Raw genomic sequence first — 18966 nt, forward strand, 5'->3', positions numbered from 1 at the left:
TATATGACCTCCGAACCCCTCCACCTCTCGCGCGGCGGCACCAGCGTGGTGCTCGACCCTCATCCGCACGGCATGCCGACCATCGCGTACTGGGGTCCGGCCCTCGGCGACGTGAGCCCCGCCGAGCTGCGCGGCATCACCACCGCACATCAGCCGCAGCGCGTGTCCGGCGGGATCGACGTCCCCGCCCTCCTGACCGTCCTGCCGCTCGAATCGTCCGGCTGGCAGGGGACACCCGGGCTCACGGGTGACCGCACCGGCGCCCAGCTCTACCCCCGGTTCACCGTGACCTCGATGGACCGCCGAGGCGACGGTGCACTCGTCGAGGCGCGCGACGACGACGCCGGGCTCTCCGTGCGCGCGCGCCTGGCCCTCACGGAGGCGGGTCTCTTCACGCAGAGCCTGGAGCTGACGAACACGGGTGACGACGACTACGAGGTGCGCGCCCTCAATCTGTTCTTCCCGCTGCACCACACGGCGGCGGAGATCCTGGACACGACCGGTCGGCACCTGCGCGAACGGTCCCCGCAGCGCCACGACCTGACCACGGGCACCTACTCGCGGACGAGCCGGCGCGGCAGGCCCGGCGCTGACGCCACGGTCCTGCTCGCCGCGGGCACCCCAGGGTTCGGGTTCGAGCACGGCCTCGTCCAGGGCATCCACCTCGCGTGGAGCGGCAACCAGCACGTGCTCGCCGAGAAGACCCCCGCCGGCTCCGTGTTCCTCGCCGCGGGCGAGGTGCTGTCCCCCCGCGAGGTCGTCCTCGGACCGGGGGAGAGCTACACGACCCCGCCCGCCGTCGGCTCCTGGGGACACGGGCTGAACGAGTTGTCCGGTCGGTTCCACAGGGACGTCAGGGCCCGCGATTCCCACCCGCGGCGTCCCCGCCCGGTCACGCTCAACACGTGGGAGGCCGTCTACTTCGCGCTGGACCTCCCACGTCTGCGAGCCCTCGCGGACCGTGCGGCGTCCCTCGGCGTCGAACGGTTCGTGCTCGACGACGGATGGTTCCGCGGGCGGCGCGACGACACCTCCAGCCTCGGTGACTGGTACGTGGACGAGACGGTGTGGCCCGACGGGCTGGCGCCGATCATCGACCACGTGCGGAACCTCGGCATGGAGTTCGGCCTGTGGTTCGAACCCGAGATGGTCAACCCCGACTCGGACCTGGCGCGCGCCCATCCGGACTGGATCCTGCAGGCGGAGGGGCGCCTGCCGCTGCCGGGGCGCCAGCAGCAGGTCCTCAACCTCGGCAACCCGGACGCCTACGCGTACATCCTCGAACGGCTCGACGACATCCTCACGGCCAATGACATCGCGTACGTCAAGTGGGACCACAATCGGGACCTCCTCGAGGCCGCGGACGCGAGGACGGGCCAGGCCGCCGTCCACCGGCACGTCGAGGCGCTCTACCGCCTGCTCGACGAGGTGCGCAGCAGGCACCCCGACCTCGAGATCGAGAGCTGCGCCTCGGGCGGTGCACGCGTGGACCTGGGGATTCTCGCCCGGACGGACCGCATCTGGACGAGCGACTGCATCGATCCGATCGAACGGCTCGTGAACCAGAAATACACCGGCCTCGTCGTACCGCCGGAGCTGCTGGGCATGCACATCGGCGGGCCGGTCTCGCACTCGACCGGCCGGGCCCATACGCTGCCGTTCCGGGCCGCCACCGCGATCTTCGGCCACTACGGCATCGAGTGGGACATCTCGGACCTGACGGAGGCGGAGTACGAGATCCTCGGCCGCTACGTGGACCTCCACCGCTCCTGGCGTGACGACCTGCACCGCGGCAGCGTGGTGCACGCCGAGTGTCCGGACCCCGCGATGGACCTGCGGGGCATCGTGTCCGAGGACCGGCGCCGCGCCCTGTTCGGCTACTCGCTCACCGCGTCCAGTGCAAGCTACCCGCCCGGCCCCCTGACGTTCCCCGGCCTCGACCCCGAGACCCTGTACGAGGTGTGTCCCGCGGTTCCGGAGGAGGGGCATCCCGGTAACGGACAGTCCCCGCTGGCCTGGCTGCAGCTGGCCCTCGAAGGGGAGCCGGTGCGCCTGTCCGGCCGCGCCCTGGCCCAGGCCGGCGTCCAGGCCCCCGTGCTGCTGCCCGAGCAGAGCCTGCTGATCGAGTTCCGCGCGGTCGACGCGTAGACCAGCGCCTCACCCCCTACGGCTCGTAGGTGAGCGTCTCCGTGTAGAGCGACAGCAGTGCCGCGGTGCCGCCCTCGTGCATGGCGCGGCGCTGGCGCTGCGCACCGGTGCCGCGTTCGCCGATGGTCTCGAGGCCCGCCTTCACCCATTCCGTGTCGCCCTCGGCCTCGAGGGCGGCGCCGACGTGCTCGATGAACGCGGCGAGGTGTTGCTCGGCGGGCACGGGCTCCGCCGTCGCGAGGTCCATGAGGTGGCGTCCCATGCCGTCGCGTGCGGCCTGCCACAGGGCGGCGTCCAGCAGTTCCGGATCCGGGACGAGGGGAGCGGTACCGGCCTCGACCGCCTGGAGTTCGGTGACGACGAGTGCGCGTGTGAGGGCGCCGAGCAGCACGGAGTCCTGGGCCTCGAGTTGGACGTCGCACGCCCTGAGCTCCAGGGTGGGGTAGTGGTCGGAGAGCCGCGCCACCCAGGTGAGGACACCGCGGTCCAGGATCGCGCCCGTCGCGGCGAGACGCGTGATCCGGCGTTCGTAGTCGGCGGCGTCCGCGAAGTACGGGGCGATCCCCTGGACCGCCCACCTCCGGTAATGGATGACCCGCCAGCTGTCGAACCCGCTGTCGCGACCCAGCCAGTACGGCGAGTTCACGCTGAGGGCCGCCAGCAGGGGGATCCATGGCCGGATCCGGTTGAGCGCCTGCACGCCCCGTTCCGGATCCGGTACGCCCACGTGGACGTGCAGACCGTTGACGAACTGGTCGCCGACGATACCCGGCGCACTGGCCCTGAGGTCCTCGTAGCGTTGCTTGTCGGTCAGTTCCGGATACGCCTGGGGGATCTGCGGGGCCGTGCCGGTCGCCGCGCCGAGGCTTCCGGTGCGTGCGGCTGCGTCCGCGAACCTCCTCCTGAAGTTCAGCAGCGACTCCTCGGCTTCCGTCAGGGTGGAACAGACCGGTGTGGCCGTCTCGATCTGGCACGAGAGCAGCTCGCGCTGGATCTCGTCCGGGCCGACCTCGGGATGGGAGGCGAGGATGCCCTCCACCTCGGCGGCGCGGTGGATCGGCAGTCCCGACTGCGGGTCGAGGAGAAGGTACTCCTCCTCAAGTCCGAGCGTGGTCATCGGGGCACTCCGTTCAGATGGCAGGACGCGGCGCATTACAGGTCCCGACCAGTCTAGGAGGGCGTGACGCGCTCCCGTCATTCCGTGTCGACAGTGCACCCCGCGTGCGGAGCCGTGCTCTCGATCCACAGCGACCGCGCGAGAGTCCCGTCCACGGGCAGGCTCGGCGCGGAGGCGTCCGCGCGGAGGCGCAGCTCGATGAGCGGACCCTCGCCACGCCGCGCCAGCTGGACGTCGGCGTCGAGGGTGATGCCGTGGCGGTCGAGGAGGCGCAGCACGTCAGGATCGTCGTCGCTGACCCGGCAGAGCCTGCCGAGGTGGCCCTCGTCCAGGCCGTCGAGACGATGTGCCGGCGGGTAGCGGACGCGGCCGTCCGCTCCCGGGATCGGATCGCCGTGCGGGTCCCGTGCGGGGCGGCCCAGTTTCAGATCGAGCCGCTCGACGAAGGCATCCGAGACCGTGTGCTCGAGCAGTTCAGCCTCGTCGTGCACCTCGTCCCAGCCGTAGCCGAGTTCCGTGACGAGGAACGTCTCGATGAGCCGGTGGCGGCGGACCATCGCGAGGGCGAGCACCCGGCCGGACGGCGTGAGGCTGATCGGCCCGTACTTGCGGTGCTCGGCCAGGCCGAGGTCCACCAGCTTGCCCACCATCCCGGTGACGGACGAGTTCGCGACCATCAGGCGGGCGGCGAGGTGCGATGCGGTGATCGGCTCCGCCTGCCATTCCGTGAAGGCGTAGATGGCCTTCACGTAGTCCTGCACGCTGGTCGATTCGATACTGAGCACGGCGCCCCGGCGGCCCGCCATCAGGCGTCCCGCAGTCGCGCGCCCGAAGCACCCGGCGTGCCGGAGGGACCGGCCGCCGGGCTGGGCGGAGCGGCTGCCGGGCGCCGTCGTCGTACCTGCCACAGGACGCCGTCCGGCCTGCCGACGAGGTAGACGACGGCGAACACGAGAGCCTGGCACAGCACGACGGCGGCGCCGGTGGAGATATCGAGGTAGTAGCTGGCGTAGATCCCGGCCACGGATGCCGCCACGGTCAGGACGACGGCGATCACCAGCATGCGGTCGAAGCTGCGGGCGAGCAGGAACGCGGTGGCTCCGGGCGTGATCAGCATGGCCACGACGAGGATGATGCCCACGGCCTGAAGGCCCACGACGACGGTCAGGGCGAGCAGGCCGAGGAGGAGCGCGGACAGGAACCGCGTGTTCAGGCCGATCACATGGGCATGCGTGCGGTCGAAGGCCAGGAGGGTGAGGTCGCGACGCTTGACCAGCAGGATGGCCAGGGTCAGCACGCCGAGGATCAGCACCTGCCGGACATCGCCCGCGGACACCCCGAGGACGTTCCCGAACAGGATGTGCATGAGGTCGATCTGGGACGGCGTGGCCGAGACGATCGCCAGCCCGGCGGCGAAGAGGCCGGTGAAGACGACGCCGATCACGGTGTCCCCCTTCAGCTTGGTGGTCGACCGGACGAGCCCGATGAGCGCGACGGCCCCGACGCCGAAGACGAAGGCCCCGATGGAGAAGGGGATGCCGAGGATGTAGGCGAGGGCGACGCCGGGCAGGACCGCGTGCGAGACGGCGTCGCCCATCAGCGACCACCCCATGAGGATGAGCCAGCAGGAGAGCACCGCGGCGACGACAGCCGCCGCGACGGTGACGGCGAGGGCCCGGGTGAGGAAACCGTACTGGAGCGGTTCGAGGAGGAACGCGAGGACGTCCATGTCAGGATGCACCGTTCGGGGAGGAGGGGGCCGCACCGGGGGCGGGGGAGGAGATGCCGGCGGGCGGGGGACCGAAGGCGAGCGCGAGGTTGCCGTGGGTCAGGACCTGCGACGGATCGCCGTGGGCGAGGACGCGCTGCTGCAGGAGGACCGCCTCGTCGCACAGTTCGGGGACGCCCGCGAGATCGTGCGTGGACACGAGCACCGACCGACCCTCGTCCCGAAGCGCCTTCAGCAGGGCGGTCATGGTGTGCTCGCTCGACTGGTCGACCCCCGCGAACGGTTCGTCGAGGAGCAGGAGCCGGGCGTCCTGGGCGATGCTCCGGGCGATGAACACGCGCTTGCGCTGCCCGCCCGAGAGCTGCCCGATCTGGCGCCTCCTCAGCTCGGACAGGCCGACGCGCTCGATGGCGTCGTCGACGGCCGCCCGGTCGGCCGCCCGCAGGCGGCGCGCGGTCCCGAGCCGGCCGTACAGGCCCATACCGACGACGTCGGCCACCGACACCGGGAACGTCCAGTCGACGCCCTCCGACTGCGGCATGTAGGCGACGAGCCCGCTCTTCCTCGCCCGGGCGATGGAGGTCCCGAAGAGCTCCATGGAGCCCGCCTGCGGCGTGAGGAGCCCCATGAGCGAGGTGAACAGCGTCGACTTCCCGGACCCGTTGACGCCGATGAGCCCGCAGATCCTCCCGGGTAGGAGCTGCATGCTGACGTCGTCGAGGGCCAGCACGTCGCTGTAGCGGACGGTGAGGTGCCGTACGTCGATGACGGGCACGGGCCCTGCCTCCGGATGGGTGGTCATCGGGCGAGTCCTTCCGCGATGGTGTGCAGGTCGTATTCGATGAGGTCGAGGAAGTTCGGCACCGGGCCCTCGGGCCCGGACAGCGAGTCGACGTACAGCGTCCCGCCGAGCCGCGACCCGGTGGCGAGGGCCACCTGCTCCTGGGCGGAGGGATTGACCGTGGACTCGCAGAAGAGTGTCGGCACGCGGTTGTCCTCGACGAAGGTGATGACCTCGCGGATCTGCCGCGGCGTCCCCTCGGAGTCGGCGTTGACCGGCCAGATGAACGCCTCCCGGAGCCCAGCGTCGCGGGCGAGATAGGAGAAGGCCCCTTCGCAGGTCACCAGCGCCGCGGTCTCGACGCCCGCGAGGTCCTCCCGGAAGTCGGCCAGCAGGTCGGCGAGGTCGGCCTTGAGTCGGAGGCCGTTCGCCTCGAAGTCGGCGGCGTGCTCCGGTGCGAGCCCCGAGAGGGCATCGACGGTGTTGTCCACGTAGGTCTGCGCGGCGATGGGGGACATCCACGCGTGGGGGTTCGCCCGGCCGCGGTAGTCGCCGGTCCGGATGTCGATGGGTTCGACGCCGTCGGACAGGACCGCGTGGGGCGCGTCGACGGAGTTCAGGAACCGCTCGAACCAGCGCTCGAGGCCCAGGCCGTTGTCGATGATGAGGTCGGCGTCCTGCGCCCGGACCAGGTCCGACGGCGTGGGTTCGTACCCGTGGATCTCCGCTCCCACCTTGGTGATCGACTCGACCCGGACGTGCCCGCCACCGACGGTGTCGACGAGGTCCGCGAGGACCGAGAAGGTGGTCAGCACGAGCGGTCGGTCGTCCGTGGCGGATGATGCCGGTGTCTGCCGGGCGCAACCGGTCGTCACGACGACGAGGGCGAGGCACGAGAGGATCACTGCCAGGAGGCGAGCGCGCCGCAGAATTTGAGGCATGCCTAAATCTAACGTTTAGGCATGGCGAAATCTAGGTCGTCCGGAGGGATGCCCGCCAGGCGTGGGTGTAGTACGGCAGCCGGAGCGACGCATCCGGGGCGAAGGCGAGATAGTCGGTGAGGTACCACCGCAGATTCGCCTCGACGCGGGCCTGCAGCGCGGGCGCCGCCCGGCGGTAGTAGCTCCGGGACCGTGCGAGGTCGAGGACGCCGGCGACGTCCAGTTCCTGGGTCCAGTGCACCACCAGCTCCTCCGGGGCGTCGAACGCGTCCCCGAACCAGGGGCGGTAGGAGGGCGAGAACACGTCGCCGGCGTGCATGATCCTGGACAGGCGGTGCACCCACGGGATCGAGACGTCGAGCTGGTTCCAGAGCAGGGCGAGCCGGCCTGCCGGCCTCAGGACCCGGCCGGCCTCCCGGACCGTGGCGGCCTGATCGCACCAGTGCCAGGTCTGGGCCAGGGTGAGCAGATCCATGGAGGCATCCGGGAGGTGCGACTCCTCGGCCGTGCCCCGGACCGTGGGCAGCCCGGGCAACCGCTGCCCGAGGACGGCGAGCATGTCTTCGGAGGGGTCCACCGCCGTCACGGCGAGTCCACGCGCTACGAGCAGTTCCGAGAACAGGCCGGTGCCGGCCCCGAGGTCGGCGGCGTGGGGGGCATCCGGAGGCGTGATCCAGTCGGCGACGACGGCAGGGTAGCCGGGGCGGACACGGTCGTACCGGCCGGCCCCCGACAGGTAGGCGGCGGCCAGGTCCCTGCGGCGTTCCTCGGCGAGCCGGGGCCCGCCCTTCACCGTGCGGGGTCCAGGGTGCGGCACCCGCTGCTAGAGCAGGTCATCCACATCGGGGTTGAGGGTTCGCAGCACTTCGCTGTGCAGGGTGCCGTTGGTTGCGAGGGCGTTGCCGCCGTGGGGTCCGTCCTCGCCGTCGAGGGAGGTGAAGCGGCCGCCGGCCTCGGTGACGATCGGCACGAGCGCGGCCATGTCGTAAAGGTTCAGTGACGGCTCGCAGGCGATGTCCACCGCGCCCTCCGCCACGAGACAGTAGGACCAGAAGTCCCCGTAGGCGCGCGTGCGCCACACCCGGTCCGTGAGGTTCACGAATTCGGCGAGCGTCCCGCGGTCCCGCCAGCCGGACAGGCTGGAGTAGGACAGCGATGCGTCCTCGAGGCGGGAGACGTTGGAGACCCGGAGGCGCTGGGCGGCGGCGAGGGACTTCCCGGTGTAGGCGCCGGTGCCCTGGGCCGCCCACCACCGCTTGCCCAGCGCGGGGGCGCTGACCAGGCCGACGACGGGCTTGCCGTCGTCGACGAGCGAGATGAGCGTGGCCCAGACCGGGACGCCGCGCACAAAGTTCTTGGTGCCGTCGATCGGGTCGATCACCCAGCGGCGTGAGCCGGACCCGGTGCTGCCGAACTCCTCGCCGAGGACAGCGTCCCGGGGCCTGGCACGGGAGAGCTGCCCGCGGATGGCCTCCTCCGCGCCCTTGTCGGCGTCGGTCACGGGAGTGAGATCGGGTTTGGTCTCCACCCGCAGGTCGAGCGCCTTGAAACGCGACATCGTCTGGTCGTCCACCGAATCGGCCATGATGTGGGCGAGACGAAGGTCGTCGTTGTAGCCCTGCGTGAAACTCATACCGTTCAACCTATCGTCTCGGTGGGCGCATCCCGTGCGGGGCGCGGGGAGTGGCCCGGAACAGCAGAAAGCCACCGGGGGCTTGCGCCGCACGGTGGCTTTCCGGCCGTCACCGCCAGGCGGTGTCGGAAGAATCAGAGAACGGTGATGTTCTCGGCCTGGGGACCCTTGGGACCCTGGGTGGTCTCGAAGTTGACCTTCTGGTTCTCTTCGAGGGAACGGTAGCCGTTCGAGTTGATCGCGGAGAAGTGGGCGAACACGTCAGCGCCGCCGTCCTCGGGAGCGATGAAGCCGAAGCCCTTTTCGGCGTTGAACCATTTCACAGTGCCAGTAGCCATTGAGATTTCCTTACCAGGTGAGAGCGTCCCGACGTTCGGGGCTCATCGTGCAGTTCGTTACCCGCTTATCAAAAAAGCTGTCGAACTCCAGGTGGAGGGTCAAGGCTTAGAGATGTAATGCGCAAACAACAACAGGATCGACCCTACCAGTGATCGGGCCGATCACTGGTGTCCGAGTTCCTTGGCGTCATGTGAGCTGCCTCGCGCGTCGGCTGTCCCTGCGCTGAGCAGACGGCGCAGCGACGCCAGGCGCACCGGCCCGGAGTCGCCCGCGAGTCCCTCGGCCACGTAGCTGTCGAGGCCGCATCCGACGGCGTGGTCGTCGTGCCGGCAGCCCCGTTCGCAGCGCTCGGTCCCCGGCTCCAGGTCGGGGAACGCCTTGAGGATCCTGTCCGCCTCCACATGCGCGAGCCCGAAGGACCGGATGCCGGGGGTGTCGATGATCCACGTGCCGGGGGCGGCGTCGGCGGCCTTCAGCGCGAGTGCCGAGGACGACGTGTGCCGTCCCCTGCCTGTCACCGCGTTCACGCCGCCGGTGGCACGCGTGGACCCGGTCAGCGCGTTGACCATGGTGGATTTGCCGACCCCGGAGTGGCCCAGGAGGACGCTCACCTGCCCGTCGAGCTCCTCGCGCAGGGCGTCGACGGCGGCGGAGGACAGTTGCGCGGACTCGCCGTCGTCGGAGGTGGCGGCGATGCCGGTGCCTTCGTCCGTCCCGCTGATAATGACGCGCAGGTCCAGGTGCTCGTAGTTGGCGAGCAGGGGGGCCGGGTCGCGGAGGTCGGCCTTGGTGATGCACAGCAGGGGTTCGATCCCGGCGTCGTAGGCGGCGACGAGCGCCCGGTCGATGAAGCCCGTCCTCGGTTCGGGGTTGGCGGCGGCGACGACGATCACGAGCTGGTCCGCGTTGGCGACCACCACGCGCTCCACCGGGTCGGTGTCGTCCGCGCTCCGGCGCAGGACCGTCGTCCGCTCCTCGATGCGCACGAGGCGCGCGAGGGAGTCCGGGCCGCCCGAGAGGTCACCCACGAGGGCCACGAGGTCCCCGGCGACGACGGCGTTGCGGCGCAGCTCGCGCGCCCGGGCGGCGATGACCGTCCGCTCGTCGGGCGTACCCTCGTCGACCACGGTGGTGTACCGACCGCGGTCGACCGTCACGACGCGTCCCGTCACGGCGTCCTCGTAGGCGGGGCGGTTCTTCGTGCGGGGGCGGGTCCCCTTCTTGTTGGGGCGGATCCGGACGTCGGACTCGTCCCAGGCCCGCGAGCCGCGGCGGGTGCCGGCCTCGCTCATGCCCGGGCCACGGGCGCAGTGGCGGCCGGCTCACCGTCGGACGCAGGCTCGCCCGCGGGGCATACGACGGCGGCCCACAGCTCGGGGAACTCCGGCATCGTCTTGGCCGTCGTGCCGATGTTCTCGACCTCCACGCCGTCCACGGCGAGGCCGATGATCGCGCCGGCGGTGGCCATCCGGTGGTCGTCGTAGGTGCTGAACAGGCCCCCATGGAGCGGAGCCGGTCGGATGAGGAGGCCGTCAGCCGTCTCCTCGGCGTCCCCGCCGAGGTTGGTGATCTCCGTGACGAGCGCCGCGAGCCGGTCGGTCTCGTGTCCGCGGAGGTGGGCGATCCCGGTGAGGGTCGACGGCGTCGTGGCCAGCGCGCAGAGCGCGGCGACGGTGGGCGCGAGTTCCGAGGTATCGGCGAACGTCCCGCCGGTGATCGTCGGGCCGCCAGTGACGGTGAGCACGCCGCCGCGGAGGTCCGCGGTCGCGCCCATCTGGGGCAGGATGCGCCGCCAGGCGTCACCGACCTGCGTGGTGCCCTCCGGCCAGTTCCGTACGCGGACGGTGCCGCCCGTGACGACGGCGGCGGCGAGGAAGGGGCCGGCATTGGAGAGGTCGGGTTCCACGGCGACGTCGAACGCGGCGACCGGGCCGGGGGAGACGCGCCAGTGGTTCGGCACGGAGTCGTCCACGGCGACGCCGACGGCCCGGAGGGTCTCGACGGTCATCCGGACGTGGTCGAGGCTGGGCACGGGCTTGCCGACGTGTTCGAGGTGCAGCCCGTCGGTGAAGCGCGCGCCGACGAGCAGGAGCGCCGAGACGAACTGGGAGGACGCGGAGGCGTCGATGACCAGGCGGCCACCGCGCACCTGGCCCTCTCCGTGGACGGAGAACGGAAGGGCCCCCGCGCCGCCGTCGTCGATCCGCAGGCCGAGACCGCGGAGGCCGTCGATGATACTGCCCATGGGGCGGCGACGCGCGTGCGGATCGCCGTCGAACGTGGTGGTGCCGGTGACCAGGCCCGCCAGCGCGGGCACGAAGCGCATGACGGTGCCCGCGAGGCCGCAGTCCACCGCGCGGGACGCCGACGCACCGCTCTGCAGGGGGGTCACGCGGAGGTCGGGGCCGAAGTCGCCGTCGCCGGGGACCTCCTCGATGACGGCGCCGAGGACGCGCAGCGCGGCGATCATGAGGGCCGAGTCACGCGAGTGCAGGGGCCGTCGCAGGCGGCAGGGGCCGTCGGCGAGGGCCGCGAGCACGAGATAGCGGTTGGTGAGGGACTTGGAGCCGGGGACCGAGAGGTCCGCGTCCACGGGACGGGTCAGGCGGGGTGCCTTCCACCCGGTCCGGTGGGGCGCCCCGCCTGATGTCGCTGCCATGGAGCCTAGGAACCCACGACGTCGGACGCGGTCTTGCGGACGGCCTTGTCCGCCTTCTTCAGCTGCTTCCGGGCGTCCGTCGCGAGGTGCTCGGCGCGCCAGGCGATGCCGGGGCGTCCGTTGGTGTCGACGGCGGCGAGCAGGACGGCGCCGATCAGGGAGAGGTTCTTGAGCAGCTGGGAGCGGCGGGCCTTCTTGCCCTCGGGGGTCGACGAATCCGCGGAGCGGTAGTCGACGAGCGCGTTTACCGTGGTGGTGACGGTCAGCAGCAGCGCCGCCAGCCGGGAGAACCGGCCGATGCCGAGGAGCACGGCCGCGCCGACCTGGGTGGCGCCGAGGACCTGGCCCACGAGCTTCTCGTTGCCGGTGATCGCGCCCGCCGACGGGACCATCTTCGCGACGCCGGACAGGACGGGCTTGAGCTGCGGAGCCGTGGCACCCGCCGTGCGGAGCCGATCGACGCCGCTCACGACGAAGCTGCTGGCGATCAGGGGTCGGGCGATTACGCGGACAAGGGTCATGACTGCCTCCTGGGTGCCGGCGCGTCGGCCGGACATGGGTTTCGAGTACGAAGCACGCTGGCTCTAGTTTTGCATGCCCTCCCACCGGGCACGATCCTCGACCCGGGCCGGCGGGTGGGTTGCGGACGGCGCCGGGGCGGCACGCTGGTCGCGGACCGGAGAACGGACAGGAATAAGGGGATGCGGCGACGGGTTGGAACAGGCGTAACGGACAGCAGGACGGTGAGAGGAATTCGGATGGCAGGGGCACGGACCGCGACGGCCGAGAGACCGGAGTTCCAGTTGTCGACCTCTCCCAGGCGGGCTGACACCACGGCGTCGCGACAGCAGGGGCGCGTAGACTTTCGCTCGATGGATACCACAGCCCCCGCAGGCAGCAGCCCGGCAGAAGATGCACAGTTGGACGTGTCCACGGAGTCGGAAGCGGACCGCAAGGCGCGCTTCGAACGCGACGCCATGCAGTACGTCGACCAGCTCTACTCGGCCGCCATGCGCATGGCCCGCAATCCCAGCGACGCGGAGGACCTGGTGCAGGAGGCCTACACCAAGGCGTTCTCTGCCTTCCACCAGTACAAGCCGGGCACGAACCTGAAGGCGTGGCTGTACCGCATCCTCACCAACACCTACATCAACCTCTATCGGAAGAGGCAGCGCGAGCCCCTCCAGTCGCACTCGGACACCATCGAGGACTGGCAGCTGGCCAAGGCGGCCGAGCACACCTCCCTGGGGCTCCGCTCGGCCGAGGTCGAAGCGCTCGACCACCTGCCCGATTCGGACGTGAAGGACGCGCTGCAGGCGATCCCCGAGGAGTTCAGGCTCGCGGTGTACTTCTCCGACGTCGAGGGCTTCGCGTACAAGGAGATCTCGGAAATCATGAACACGCCGATCGGGACGGTCATGTCCCGGCTGCACCGCGGCCGCAAGCTACTCCGCGAGCATCTCGCGGAATATGCGCGCGACCGGGGGCTGGGTGTCAGCACCGGAGCTGGCACGAAGGCCACGGTCGCAGCGGGGGCGAAGGGTAAGGGTAAGGAACAGGAGATGGAGAAATGAGCGATTGCGGGAACATGGGCGACTGCGCCGATGCGAGGATCGAGCGGCTGTACGAGTACCTGGACGGTGCGCTGTCCCACCAGGACCTCGTGGAGATCAAGGACCACCTGAACGACTGCCCCCAGTGCGCCGAGGAGCATGACCTCGAGTGCGTCATCCGGTCGGTCGTGAAGCGGTCCTGCACCGAGGTGGCGCCGTCCACCCTGAAGGCGAGCATCCTGGACCGGATCAGCCACCTCAAGACCGTGGACCACTGAGCAGCCGACGCAGAGCCCGATAGACAGAGAACCTCCGGCACCCTCAGGGGCCGGAGGTTCTCTGTCGGTGCATCCCCGAACAGCAGGGACGCCGTGTACGCCTGGACTCAGGTGTTGGGGCGCTTACCGTGGTTCGCGCCACCACGCTTCCGGTCGCGACGCTTGCGTGCTCGCTTGCTCATGGCTGCCTCCTTCTTCTTCAGGCACTGTATACAGTGCAGAACTGCACCCCAGTCTCCCACACGGCGACGGGCGCCACCTAAACAGGGCCGCCGCCTAGGATTGGGGAACCATCCATGATCGAAGGAGCTTATGTATGCGCGCTGCCTACGCCGCAACCCAGTCCGCGGACACGCCCCTCGCCGGCCTCACCGTCGGGGACCTCGACGTCCCCGCGGCTCCTGAGGGCTTCGTGCGGGTGAAGGTCGTGGCCTCCTGCCTCAACCACCACGACCTGTGGTCCCTGAAGGGCGTCGGACTGCCGGAGGACAGCCTGCCGATGGTGCTCGGCTGCGATGCCGCCGGGATCGACGACGACGGCAACGAGGTGATCGTGCACGGTGTGGTCTCCTCGGACGGCTGGCGCGGTGACGAGACCCTCGACCCGAAGCGCTCCCTGCTCTCCGAGCGGTACCCCGGCACGATGGCCGACTACGTCTGGGTTCCTGCGCGCAACCTGGTGCCCAAGCCGGCAGAGCTGTCCTTCGAGGAGGCGGCGTGCCTGCCGACGGCGTGGCTGACGGCGTATCGCATGCTGTTCACGGTCTCTCCCGCGTCGCCCGGCTCCACGGTGCTCGTCCAGGGGGCTGGAGGCGGGGTCGCCTCCGCCCTGGTCGCGCTCGCCTCGGCGGCCGGCTACCGGGTATGGGCGACGAGCCGCAGCGGGGAGAAGCGGCAGCGTGCCCTCGACCTCGGGGCCGAGCAGGCGTTCGACGCCGGGGCGCGCCTGCCCGAGCGCGTCGACGTCGTCTTCGACTCCGTGGGGGAGGCCACCTGGGCGCACTCCCTGAAGTCCCTCGTGCCGGGCGGCACCGTGGTCACGTGCGGCGCGACGAGCGGCGCGGCCCCTTCCGCGGACCTGAACCGGGTCTTCTTCCTGCAGCTGCGTGTGCTGGGCTCCACCATGGGCACGCGGGACGAGCTCGTCCGGCTGACGCGCTTCCTCGTGGCCACCGGCGTCCGGCCCGTCATCGACGCCGTCCTCCCGCTCGACGACGCCGCGCAGGGGTTCCGGCGCATGCTCGACGGCGACCTCTTCGGGAAGATCGTCTTCCGCCACTGAGCGGAGGCCCCGCCCCACGACGAAGGACCCCTCCGGAGAGCAGTTCAGAAAGGAGGGGTCCTTCGTCGTCGTGCAGGGTCCGGCTACTCGGACACGCCGGCCGCCAGGATGGCCGAGCGCTGCCGGCGCCGGACCGCCTGCTCCGCCGGGTCGGGCACGGGCGCCGCTGCGAGCAGACGGCGCGTGTACGGATCGCGGGGGTACTTCAGGATCTGCTCCGTGCTGCCCTGCTCGACGAGCACGCCCTTGTTGAGCACCGCGATGTGGCTGGCCAGCAGCTCGACGACGGCGAGGTCGTGGCTGACGAAGAGGCACGCGAAGCCCCGCTCCCGCTGCAGTTCCTGCAGCAGGTCGAGGACCTTCGCCTGCACGGACACGTCCAGCGCCGACGTCGGCTCGTCCGCGACGAGGAGGTCGGGCTGGAGCGACAGTGCGCGGGCGATCCCGACGCGCTGGCGCTGGCCGCCGGAGAGCTCGTGCGGGTACCGGTTGCGGAAGGCGACCGGCAGTTGCACGTCCTCCAGCAGCGCCGCGACACGCTGATCCAGTTCCGCACGCTTCAGCTTCTCGTGCAGGAACAGGGGCTCCCCGATGCTCTCCCCGATCGACATGCGCGGGTTGAGGGATGCTGCGGGATCCTGGAACACGATCGCGAAGCGCTTGCGCAGCGGCAGGAGCTGCCGGGCGCTGAGCTTCGTGATGTCCGTGCCGCCGATGCTGACCGTACCCCCGGACGTCTTGATCAGGCCGGTGACGGCGCGTGCGATCGTCGACTTGCCGGAGCCCGACTCCCCGACGAGGCCCAGGACCTCGCCCGGGTTGATGGTGAGCGAGACGCCCGAGACCGCCTTGAAGGCGGGCTGACGGAAGCGCCCGGGGTACTCGATGTCCACATCGACGAGTTCGAGCGCCGGGACGACGCCGGACGCGGTATGCGACTCCCGCGTGCGCAGGGCCTGCGCGGCGTACTCCTCGTGGATGCTCACGTGCCCGTCGACGACCTCGACGTCCGTGAGGACACCTCCCACCTTCGAGCCCAGGTGGGGCACCGACCCGAGGAGCTGCCGGGTGTAGGCCTCTGCCGGGGCGGCGAACAGCTGTGCCGTCGGCGCGGCCTCGACGATCCGCCCCCGCTCCATGACGACCACGTGGTCGGCGAGATCGGCGACCACTCCCATGTCATGGGTGATCAGGAGTACGGCGCTGTTGAGCCGCTTGTTGAGCTTGCGAAGGAGGTCCAGGACCTCGGCCTGCACGGTGACGTCGAGCGCAGTCGTCGGCTCGTCGGCGATGAGCAGCATCGGGTCGTTGGCCAGCGCGATGGCGATCATGGCCCGCTGGCGCTGGCCGCCCGAGAACTGGTGCGGGAAGTTGTCGTAGCGGCGCTCCGGCTCCGGGATCTCCACCATGCGCAGGAGTTCGATGGAGCGTTTCTTCGCCTGGGCGGGGGAGAGCTCGGTGTGCTGCTCGACGGCTTCGCGGATCTGCTCGCCCACGGTGAGCACCGGGTTCAGCGCGGTCATGGGCTCCTGGAAGATCATCGCGATCTCGTTGCCGCGCACGCGCCGGAGCGTGCTCTGCGGCGCGCCGATGAGTTCCTTGCCGAGCATCCTGGCGCTGCCGTGCGCGCGCCCGTTGCGGGGGAGGAGGCCGAGCAGGGCCATGGAGGACATGCTCTTGCCGGAGCCGGACTCGCCGACGATCGCGAGGATCTCGCCGGGGTGGATCTCGTAGGAGACGTCCTCGGCGGCCATGACCCACTCGTTGTCCACGTTGAACTCGACGCCGAGGCCCTCGACCGCGAGGATCGGGCCGTTGACGGGGGGTGCCTGTTCGTCCGTGATGGTGACGGTACTGGAACTCATTACTGCTTCACCCTTGTCTGCTTGGGATCGAATGCGTCGCGCAGGCCGTCACCGATGAAATTGACGGCCAGCGCGATGCCGATGATGAACGCGCCGGGCCAGAGGAACAGCCACGGCCGGACCGTGAGGGCGGAGCGGTTGTCGTTGATGGCCTTGCCGAGCGAGGTGTCCGGGGCGACGACGCCGAGCCCGAGGTAGCTCAGGGCGGTCTCCAGCAGGATTGCCCCGGAGATGGCGAGCGTCGTCGAGACGATGATGACGCCGACGGTGTTCGGCAGGATGTGGCGGAAGATGATGCGGAACGAGCTCGCGCCCACGGACTTCGCCGATTCGACGAACTCCTTCTCGCGCAGGGACAGGAACTCCCCGCGCACGAGACGCGCCAGTCCGGTCCACGTGACGACGCCGAGGAACACGGCGAAGGGGATGATGCCCGCCTTCGCGACGATCCCGGCCACCGCTGCGGCGATGACGACAGTGGGGATGGTGATGACGACATCGGTGATCCGCATGAGGAACGCCTCGGTCCAGCCGCGGAAGTAGCCGGCGATCGCACCGACGGTGGTGCCGATCACCATCGCGACCAGCCCGACGATGAAGGCGATGATGAGCGAGGTCTGGGTCCCACGCATCGTCAGCGCGAAGTAGTCACGGCCGAGGACGTCCTGCCCGAACGGATGCTCGCCGAGGCTGAACGGCCACAGCGTGAGCGTGGGCCGGCCCTCGTTGAAGCGTGCCGCGAGGACGTCGTACTCCTTGTTCCACCAGCCGGGGATGCCGGCGAAGCCGATGGAACTGAAGGCGAGGATCACGATCATCACCAGCAGGGTGATACCTGCCAGCGCGCCCTTGTGGCGGAAGAACCGCTCGCGGATCAGGCGCCCCTGGCTCTTGGCGGCCGTGGTCCCGATGCGGTCCGTCTGCTCACGGGTGGGGGCGGCGGTCACGATGTCGGTGTCCTGGCTCTGCAGGGTCATCTCGGACAACTCGGCCGATGCCCGCGAGTCGTTGGGTTCGAACTTCTTCTCACTCATGGTGTTGGTCCTAGCTCAGGGTGATGCGCGGGTCGAGGAACGCGTAGGCGATATCGGCCAGCATGTTGAACAGCACGGCCGCGGTGCCGACGACCAGGAAGAAGGCCATCACCGGTCCGGGGTCCACGTTGTTGATGCCGTCGATGAACATCTTGCCCATGCCGTTCCAGCCGAAGACCTGCTCGGTGATGACTGCGCCGCCCAGGACGCCGGCGAAGTCGAACGCCATCAGGGTGGTGATGGGGATCATCGCGTTGCGGAAGGCGTGCTTCACGAGCACGGTCCGCTCACTGAGGCCCTTGGCGCGTGCGGTCCGGATGTAGTCCTGGTTCATGACGTCGAGCTGGCTTGCCCTCGTGTACCGGGTGTAGGTGGCGAAGGAGATGAGCGTCAGCGCGATGGTCGGGAGGATCAGGTGCAGCGCGTAGTCGAGGTTGATCTCCCAGAACGTTCCCTCCAGGTTGGCCGACTGCGACCCGGTGGTCGGGATGGGCCGCCCGCCGGACTTGGCCGACAGCGTCGGGTACGCCTGGAGGAGGCGATCGAGAACGACCAGGAGGCTCACGGACACCGCGATGACCGCTCCGATCTTCGCTGCCTGTGCGCGGAACGGTCCACCGACGACGCCGGCGACGACGTATGCGAGCACCGCCGTGACGACCACGAGTGCCAGCACCACGAGCCAGTTCGGATCCTCGAAGAGGAAGAGTGAGACGAGGTAGCCGACGAAGCTGACGCCGGCGGCGGCGAGCGCGGCGTTGAGAACGCGCTTCCGACGGAAGCCCGCGAGGAGAGCCGTCCAGAGGACGGCGATGCCCGCGGCGGAGACGAGCATGCCGACGACCCCGAGGCCCGGGCTGACGAACCAGCCGGTGACCAGCAGCAGGTAGAGCGCGACGGCGGTTACCGCGGCGGCGATGCCGAAGGTGCTCAGACGCCGCTTCCGGTCGCCTCCGACGACCACGGCCCAGATGACGCCGGAGACCACCCCTATGAGGGCGATCGCCAGGTACGAGAACTGCGGATTCGCCAGCCACGTGTTCAGGTCGATCGCGAGGTACTGCTTCAGCAGCGTCGAGAGCCAGAACAGCGGCAGCGAGAACAGCAGGAACGAGATGAAGGTGACGGAGTAGTCGAAGGTGCTGTACTGGCGGATCGCCGTCACGATGCCGACGACGACGCCGAGGATGAGCGCGAGGATCGTCGCGACGACGACGAGGCGCAGCGTCGATCCCATGGCGTTCTCGAGCTGGGGGAGCACGGCGGCGCCGGTGCGGTCCATGCCGAGCGTGCAGCCCACACCGCCGGGGACGAGGCAGTGGCCCACTTCCTGCAGCCACAGGAAGTAGCGGGGGATGGGCGGGACATCGAGGTTCATGGCGGCGGTACGGGCCGCGATCGTGGCGGCCTTCTCGGGGCCGCTCGTCTCACCGAGGTCCTCGAAGGGATCGCCCGACGAGATGGTGAGGAAGTACATCAGCGTGGTCGCTGCGAGCATGATGAAGAACGAGATGATCGTTCTCTTGGCGATGAAGTAGAACACGTGGGGGCTCCTAGGAAGCGGTGCAGGACATAGCAGCGCCGGGCACAGGGACGGGCAGGCCCGA

Annotated in this window: 19 protein-coding genes; 4 read left to right on the forward strand and 15 right to left on the reverse strand. The window is 69.9% G+C overall.

Going from position 1 to position 18966, the window contains the following annotated elements; translation table 11 throughout:
- The first annotated feature begins 3 nt into the window (after window positions 1-3).
- Complete coding sequence (locus tag ACX80F_RS01970; RefSeq protein WP_459334698.1) at window positions 4-2148, forward strand: alpha-galactosidase; 2145 nt, start codon at window positions 4-6, stop codon at window positions 2146-2148.
- 16 nt (window positions 2149-2164) lie between these two features.
- Here ACX80F_RS01970 and ACX80F_RS01975 read toward each other — a convergent pair whose 3' ends face one another.
- The 11 genes from ACX80F_RS01975 to ACX80F_RS02025 form a co-directional block, all read right to left on the reverse strand.
- Window positions 2165-3265, reverse strand: coding sequence for a carboxylate-amine ligase (locus ACX80F_RS01975; RefSeq protein ID WP_459334699.1), 1101 nt, complete (start codon window positions 3263-3265; stop codon window positions 2165-2167).
- A gap of 77 nt (window positions 3266-3342) precedes the next feature.
- Window positions 3343-4071, reverse strand: coding sequence for a metal-dependent transcriptional regulator (locus ACX80F_RS01980; protein ID WP_459334700.1), 729 nt, complete (start codon window positions 4069-4071; stop codon window positions 3343-3345).
- The gene (locus ACX80F_RS01985) at window positions 4071-4994 is read right to left on the reverse strand and encodes a metal ABC transporter permease (protein WP_459334701.1); all 924 of its coding nucleotides are present in this window, start codon (window positions 4992-4994) and stop codon (window positions 4071-4073) included. Before ACX80F_RS01985 ends, ACX80F_RS01980 begins: the two co-directional genes overlap by 1 nt.
- 1 nt (window position 4995) lies before the next feature.
- Window positions 4996-5796: a metal ABC transporter ATP-binding protein gene (locus ACX80F_RS01990; protein ID WP_459334702.1), complete on the reverse strand. Its 801-nt coding sequence runs from the start codon at window positions 5794-5796 to the stop codon at window positions 4996-4998.
- The gene (locus ACX80F_RS01995; protein WP_459334703.1) at window positions 5793-6716 is read right to left on the reverse strand and encodes a metal ABC transporter substrate-binding protein; all 924 of its coding nucleotides are present in this window, start codon (window positions 6714-6716) and stop codon (window positions 5793-5795) included. The genes ACX80F_RS01990 and ACX80F_RS01995 overlap by 4 nt, the downstream gene beginning before the upstream one ends.
- Before the next feature lie 31 nt (window positions 6717-6747).
- Complete coding sequence (locus tag ACX80F_RS02000) at window positions 6748-7509, reverse strand: class I SAM-dependent methyltransferase (protein WP_459334704.1); 762 nt, start codon at window positions 7507-7509, stop codon at window positions 6748-6750.
- Window positions 7510-7539: 30 nt separating this feature from the next.
- Window positions 7540-8349, reverse strand: coding sequence for a histidinol-phosphatase (hisN, locus tag ACX80F_RS02005; protein WP_459334705.1), 810 nt, complete (start codon window positions 8347-8349; stop codon window positions 7540-7542).
- A gap of 134 nt (window positions 8350-8483) precedes the next feature.
- A complete protein-coding gene (locus ACX80F_RS02010) occupies window positions 8484-8687 on the reverse strand; it encodes a cold-shock protein (RefSeq protein WP_043446208.1) in 204 nt (67 codons plus the stop codon).
- Window positions 8688-8849: 162 nt separating this feature from the next.
- On the reverse strand, window positions 8850-9980 hold the full coding sequence (gene rsgA, locus ACX80F_RS02015; protein WP_459334706.1) for a ribosome small subunit-dependent GTPase A: 1131 nt from the start codon (window positions 9978-9980) through the stop codon (window positions 8850-8852).
- Complete coding sequence (gene aroA, locus ACX80F_RS02020) at window positions 9977-11347, reverse strand: 3-phosphoshikimate 1-carboxyvinyltransferase (protein WP_459334707.1); 1371 nt, start codon at window positions 11345-11347, stop codon at window positions 9977-9979. The genes rsgA and aroA overlap by 4 nt, the downstream gene beginning before the upstream one ends.
- Before the next feature lie 5 nt (window positions 11348-11352).
- Complete coding sequence (locus ACX80F_RS02025) at window positions 11353-11868, reverse strand: DoxX family protein (RefSeq protein ID WP_459334708.1); 516 nt, start codon at window positions 11866-11868, stop codon at window positions 11353-11355.
- A 351-nt stretch (window positions 11869-12219) separates the two neighbouring features.
- Between ACX80F_RS02025 and ACX80F_RS02030 the strand changes: the two genes are divergently transcribed.
- Entirely contained in the window at window positions 12220-12921 is a 702-nt protein-coding gene (locus ACX80F_RS02030; protein ID WP_459334709.1) for a sigma-70 family RNA polymerase sigma factor, read from the forward strand.
- Window positions 12918-13178 carry a mycothiol system anti-sigma-R factor gene (rsrA, locus tag ACX80F_RS02035; RefSeq protein WP_043446197.1) on the forward strand — a complete coding sequence of 87 codons (261 nt, stop codon included), beginning with the start codon at window positions 12918-12920 and terminating at the stop codon, window positions 13176-13178. Before ACX80F_RS02030 ends, rsrA begins: the two co-directional genes overlap by 4 nt.
- A 107-nt stretch (window positions 13179-13285) precedes the next feature.
- On the opposite strand, the gene ACX80F_RS02040 is transcribed toward rsrA, so the two are convergent.
- The gene (locus tag ACX80F_RS02040) at window positions 13286-13360 is read right to left on the reverse strand and encodes a 50S ribosomal protein bL37 (RefSeq protein ID WP_369299106.1); all 75 of its coding nucleotides are present in this window, start codon (window positions 13358-13360) and stop codon (window positions 13286-13288) included.
- 134 nt (window positions 13361-13494) lie between these two features.
- On the opposite strand from ACX80F_RS02040, the gene ACX80F_RS02045 reads away from it, so the two are divergent.
- Entirely contained in the window at window positions 13495-14460 is a 966-nt protein-coding gene (locus ACX80F_RS02045) for a zinc-binding dehydrogenase (protein WP_459334710.1), read from the forward strand.
- An 83-nt stretch (window positions 14461-14543) separates the two neighbouring features.
- On the opposite strand, the gene ACX80F_RS02050 is transcribed toward ACX80F_RS02045, so the two are convergent.
- Genes ACX80F_RS02050 through ACX80F_RS02060 form a run of 3 tightly spaced genes read right to left on the reverse strand, consistent with a single transcriptional unit; the run spans window position 14544 to window position 18902 of the window.
- Window positions 14544-16325: an ABC transporter ATP-binding protein gene (locus ACX80F_RS02050; protein WP_459334711.1), complete on the reverse strand. Its 1782-nt coding sequence runs from the start codon at window positions 16323-16325 to the stop codon at window positions 14544-14546.
- Window positions 16325-17359 (reverse strand): ABC transporter permease, encoded by a 1035-nt coding sequence (locus ACX80F_RS02055; RefSeq protein ID WP_459334712.1) that lies wholly within the window; start codon window positions 17357-17359, stop codon window positions 16325-16327. Before ACX80F_RS02055 ends, ACX80F_RS02050 begins: the two co-directional genes overlap by 1 nt.
- A 10-nt stretch (window positions 17360-17369) precedes the next feature.
- Window positions 17370-18902, reverse strand: coding sequence for an ABC transporter permease (locus ACX80F_RS02060; RefSeq protein WP_459334713.1), 1533 nt, complete (start codon window positions 18900-18902; stop codon window positions 17370-17372).
- Window positions 18903-18966: the final 64 nt, after the last annotated feature.

The sequence above is a fragment of the Arthrobacter sp. TMS2-4 genome (assembly GCF_054511075.1).